The organism is Lentilactobacillus kefiri, assembly GCF_007989105.1.
Taxonomy (GTDB): Bacteria; Bacillota; Bacilli; order Lactobacillales; family Lactobacillaceae; genus Lentilactobacillus; species Lentilactobacillus kefiri.
The window spans coordinates 1-3,816 of sequence record NZ_BJVK01000069.1 but is presented as its reverse complement, the minus strand read 5'-3'; the positions used below and the strand labels follow the sequence as shown (position 1 = coordinate 3,816).

The 3,816-nt window shown below is 34.1% G+C and carries 7 protein-coding genes; 4 read left to right on the top strand and 3 right to left on the bottom strand.

From position 1 onward, the window contains the following. The first annotated feature begins 181 nt into the window (after positions 1 to 181). From LKE01_RS11545 to LKE01_RS12270, 3 genes are all read left to right on the top strand, one after another. Positions 182 to 886 (top strand): class I SAM-dependent methyltransferase, encoded by a 705-nt coding sequence (locus LKE01_RS11545; RefSeq protein WP_057962131.1) that lies wholly within the window; start codon positions 182 to 184, stop codon positions 884 to 886. 50 nt (positions 887 to 936) lie between these two features. After that, entirely contained in the window at positions 937 to 1,137 is a 201-nt protein-coding gene (locus tag LKE01_RS12275; protein WP_225420321.1) for an ASCH domain-containing protein, read from the top strand. Between the two features lie 68 nt (positions 1,138 to 1,205). After that, positions 1,206 to 1,388 carry an ASCH domain-containing protein gene (locus LKE01_RS12270; protein ID WP_225426958.1) on the top strand — a complete coding sequence of 61 codons (183 nt, stop codon included), beginning with the start codon at positions 1,206 to 1,208 and terminating at the stop codon, positions 1,386 to 1,388. A 321-nt stretch (positions 1,389 to 1,709) separates the two neighbouring features. On the opposite strand, the gene LKE01_RS11535 is transcribed toward LKE01_RS12270, so the two are convergent. The 3 genes from LKE01_RS11535 to LKE01_RS11525 form a co-directional block, all read right to left on the bottom strand. Beyond that, positions 1,710 to 2,144, bottom strand: a complete 435-nt coding sequence (locus LKE01_RS11535) for a protein-export chaperone SecB (RefSeq protein ID WP_054769656.1) — start codon at positions 2,142 to 2,144, stop codon at positions 1,710 to 1,712. Positions 2,145 to 2,146: 2 nt separating this feature from the next. Continuing rightward, positions 2,147 to 2,416 carry a hypothetical protein gene (locus LKE01_RS11530; RefSeq protein ID WP_054769655.1) on the bottom strand — a complete coding sequence of 90 codons (270 nt, stop codon included), beginning with the start codon at positions 2,414 to 2,416 and terminating at the stop codon, positions 2,147 to 2,149. A gap of 73 nt (positions 2,417 to 2,489) precedes the next feature. Then, positions 2,490 to 3,062: a poly(ADP-ribose) polymerase family protein gene (locus LKE01_RS11525; RefSeq protein ID WP_057962130.1), complete on the bottom strand. Its 573-nt coding sequence runs from the start codon at positions 3,060 to 3,062 to the stop codon at positions 2,490 to 2,492. A gap of 351 nt (positions 3,063 to 3,413) precedes the next feature. Between LKE01_RS11525 and LKE01_RS11520 the strand changes: the two genes are divergently transcribed. Further along, a complete protein-coding gene (locus LKE01_RS11520; RefSeq protein ID WP_054769653.1) occupies positions 3,414 to 3,734 on the top strand; it encodes a hypothetical protein in 321 nt (106 codons plus the stop codon). Positions 3,735 to 3,816 lie beyond the last annotated feature (82 nt).

The window sequence follows — 3,816 nt, the reverse complement described above, 5'->3', positions numbered from 1 at the left end:
CCTAAAGAGAACAATTTCTCCATTCTTAGTTACAGAAAGAAGTCTTTTTGTGACTCATAATGTAGTATCACGATGATTAGTTATAGGAAATGGATTTGATTTGAAATCTAAGTTTAAAGATTACAGTAGCAACAAAAATGATATGCTTTAAAGAATAAATACGTTGATATAGGAGATTTTAATGAAAAGTATCTGGGAGATGGACGCACCAATAGGCTTGGCTTTTTTCTTTGGGCCAGCTTTAATTATTGGAATTATGATGTTAATAAGTGGTTTTAACACCGTTTCAGCCATTATGGTCTTAGTGTTAGTTTTGTGTGGGCTTAAATACATGCATACTTCAATAATTGGTAAGTATAGAATAATGAAATCTATTGTTAACAGTATTCATTTAAAAAAAGACAGTAAGATATTAGACGCTGGCTGTGGTCACGGTGCCTTTATGTTGCAATTTAACGGACAAGCGGCAAACATAAGCGAAATAATAGGAATTGATATCTGGAGTAATAAGGATCAGGGAAGTAATTCAATTGCAGCTACTCAAAAAATAATGGAAAATAGTAATTTGGCTGACAAGGTAAAGTTGAAAACTGCTAATATCTTAGACATGCCTTTCAACGATAATGAATTTGATCTGATTGTATCTAGTTTGGTACTGCATAATATTAAGCCATTTGAGAAACGGAAAGTAGCGCTTGTAAACATAGCAAGGGTTCAAAAACAAAAAGGTCAGTTAGTAATCATGGATATAGGCTACGAAACTAGTAAATATGTGCGTATTCTTAAAGAATTGGGATATCAAAACGTTAATATTGTAAATGCTGGCTATAACGGTTGGTGGGGTACCCCGATGGTTCCAACTTTTGTGATAACTGCGACCAAATAAAAACAGTATCCGTCACACTAATAGGGGGAATACAGAGGGAGGAAGTCCTTATGAAAGAATCAAGGATTTTACGTTATTGGGAAGCATTTCAAAAAGTGAGTGGTGTAACAGGAGAACATTATCTGGCAGAGCAATTTGGCTATGGCAAACAAGTAGGTGATGAGTCGGCCGAGTTAATCAGAATCGGTAAAAAAACAGCCACTACTTCTGCTCTGGAATTGTACGAAAAAATGAGCCTAAACCCAAAGTAGGTACTTACAGTATTGTTTTAGACGGTTCAGGAGCACCTGTATGTATTACATAGACAGAGCGAGTTGAAATCAAAAACCTTAACAAAGTTACAGCTGATCATGCTTACCTTGAAGGTGAAGGAAATCGAAGCTTAGAATATTGGCGAAAGGTTCATAAAGATTTTTTTGAAAAGGAATATTATCAGGCTGGAAAAGTATTCACAGATCGAATTCCATGTATCTGTGAAACTTTTAAAGTCGTGTATAAGTAAGAACCTGGCCATTAGGGTATACCCTAATGGCCGTTTTTATAACCTATTAATATTAAGACTTTTTAAATAAGTTTAATTTTCCAAATTAAGCAAAATTTATCTTGGTTAATAAATCAACTAGTTGCTGGCTTTTACTTACATATAATAGTTTTGCAACGGAGTAATTCCAATTTCTCTAGGGCTCGTTAAATATATAGGCGGATTTTTTAAAAAAAACGCTATAGGTATCACACGGCGCTTCCAATGACAATTATGTCCCCATTCAATTAATCTCATGTAAGAACAATTTGACCAAAGTGAAAGATAAGCAATTGATTGAGTTTACTCCGGATCGCTACCTGTATTATGAGAAATATTCAATTGCTTATCACTATCTAAGAAATTGTAGAAGGGAAGATGTAATGTTCCATTCCCAGATTGACTAGTTAAATATGCTAAGAAAGGACGTATATATGAAAAAATCAGTGCCGGTGCGTTGACTTTCAAGAAATTATTAATTTGGCTTGAGTCAGTGACATCCGTGGTGTCAAACAAGGATCGCATAACTAAATTTATAATGTATGGGCCATCATTATCAATGATAACTTGAAGGCTCAAATAAAATTTCTTACGACTACCAGGAAATTCTTCAACTGTCGCTTTTATTTGGATTTTTTCGGGTTTATTTTCTTTGTCCTTTTTAAACTCTTCATTTTTTTTGAAGTTTAAGGACAATAGTTCTGGATCGGAAAACTTAAAAGCACTCTCTTTAGCCATAATTAAGCAACCTCTGCAAATGTTCTCACATGTCCTAACTTACCTTCTGGTAACACTAACTCACTCTTCATTTGGAAATGATCAGTCTTAGTGTCCAAATAATTAGTCATAGAGTTTGTATCATCAGAATCAACTTCTAACGAATCCATTTGGATTGATGAAAAATCAATATTATCGGTAATATATCCCATCTTCACCAAACTATTATGAATTTCCTGATCACTCATTTTCCAAGAATGATTGACCATCAAGTCTTTAATATTTATTTCCATGAAGCATACCTCCTTCATACAATTTTAGTATATCATACTGTACTCTATAGAATCATGATACGTATACTATGAATTAATTATGAATAGATGTTTTTTGAATGTTTGTTATTTTTTGTGAATTTCTTATACATATTTCGGTGCCGTTTGGAAAATTACTTAAATTATAGCCGGGACATTCGCACTTTGTATACGTATTCTTTTTTATGACATCAATGGCAACGCCGGTGACGCTCTCTAGCTTTTCTATCATCATATTCAAGATAATGCCATCTAAGTTGCCTCGTTTCAAAATTCCCTTCTGTGGAGAGCTAACTGTTTTATAATAAGTTAGTTGTTCTTTAACTGCCTCATAATTTTCCAATCGAAATTTTACCACTTCTTCGATTGTGCTTAGGCAATCGCAATTTAACACATTGCTATTTTTTTCGTCAACATTCACCGATAAAACTGCAACGGGTGAACGCTGGTATGTTTTAGCATACTGAAATGCCATTTTCTCAGGAGAGAGACCAAAAGTGTTCTTAACGAAAAAGTAGTATCCATCACCCAAATCATTGGGTAATCTGCCAGAATCTCTGTCCACATTGAAGCCATCATTCTGGATTGAGTTTACATTATTTTCACTTGTTCCATGAAACGCCTTCAATCAGTCCACCAGCCCCATATCATATATTATATCAATAAAATACATTATACCAGCTGCCAATGAACATGACCAAACTTTGGTATTGTTTTTAAACTAGTATGTCGAATATTAAGGTATGCTTTGACATTCGGATTCTCGAAATTGATTCCGTCGAAGTCATTCAAACACTCCCTTAGGATCTGTTTGAGATCTTTAAAAGCACCACAATAGGACTGACATAAAGACTAAGGTCATCATTGTGGCGCTCGAATTTTTCCCAAGTCGCCTACAATCATTTGACAATCTTTATAGGGGGCTTATAATGTATGTATACATTGTTTATAAATACCTTATAGGGGAGGAGGAAGAAATATGTCAAAACCTATTTTCGATCCAGTAATTAGTGTGTTTGTTAAGGGGGATTCAAAAATTCATGAAAATGGAATATTTTACAAAGTTTCCTACGGTTACGAAAATGAAAATGATAACCCGATTTTTAAAATTCAAATGGCCTATAATCGTCGAGTAAAAGGTCGACAAGCACCCAGCTATACGACAAATGACTTCAAATTACTTGCAAAACTGCAACCAGTTCTAAAAGCAAAATTTGATGATATGGATAAAAGACTGCGTCGAATTGTATACATTTATGATTTGGACAACAACAGTCTTCGACCCGAAGACTCAAAATAGGAACTTTAAATGTTCTCACTGAATACACATAGTTCTAACTAAAATTGTCATGCTCATGGTGTTAAATTTAAAGTCCATAATT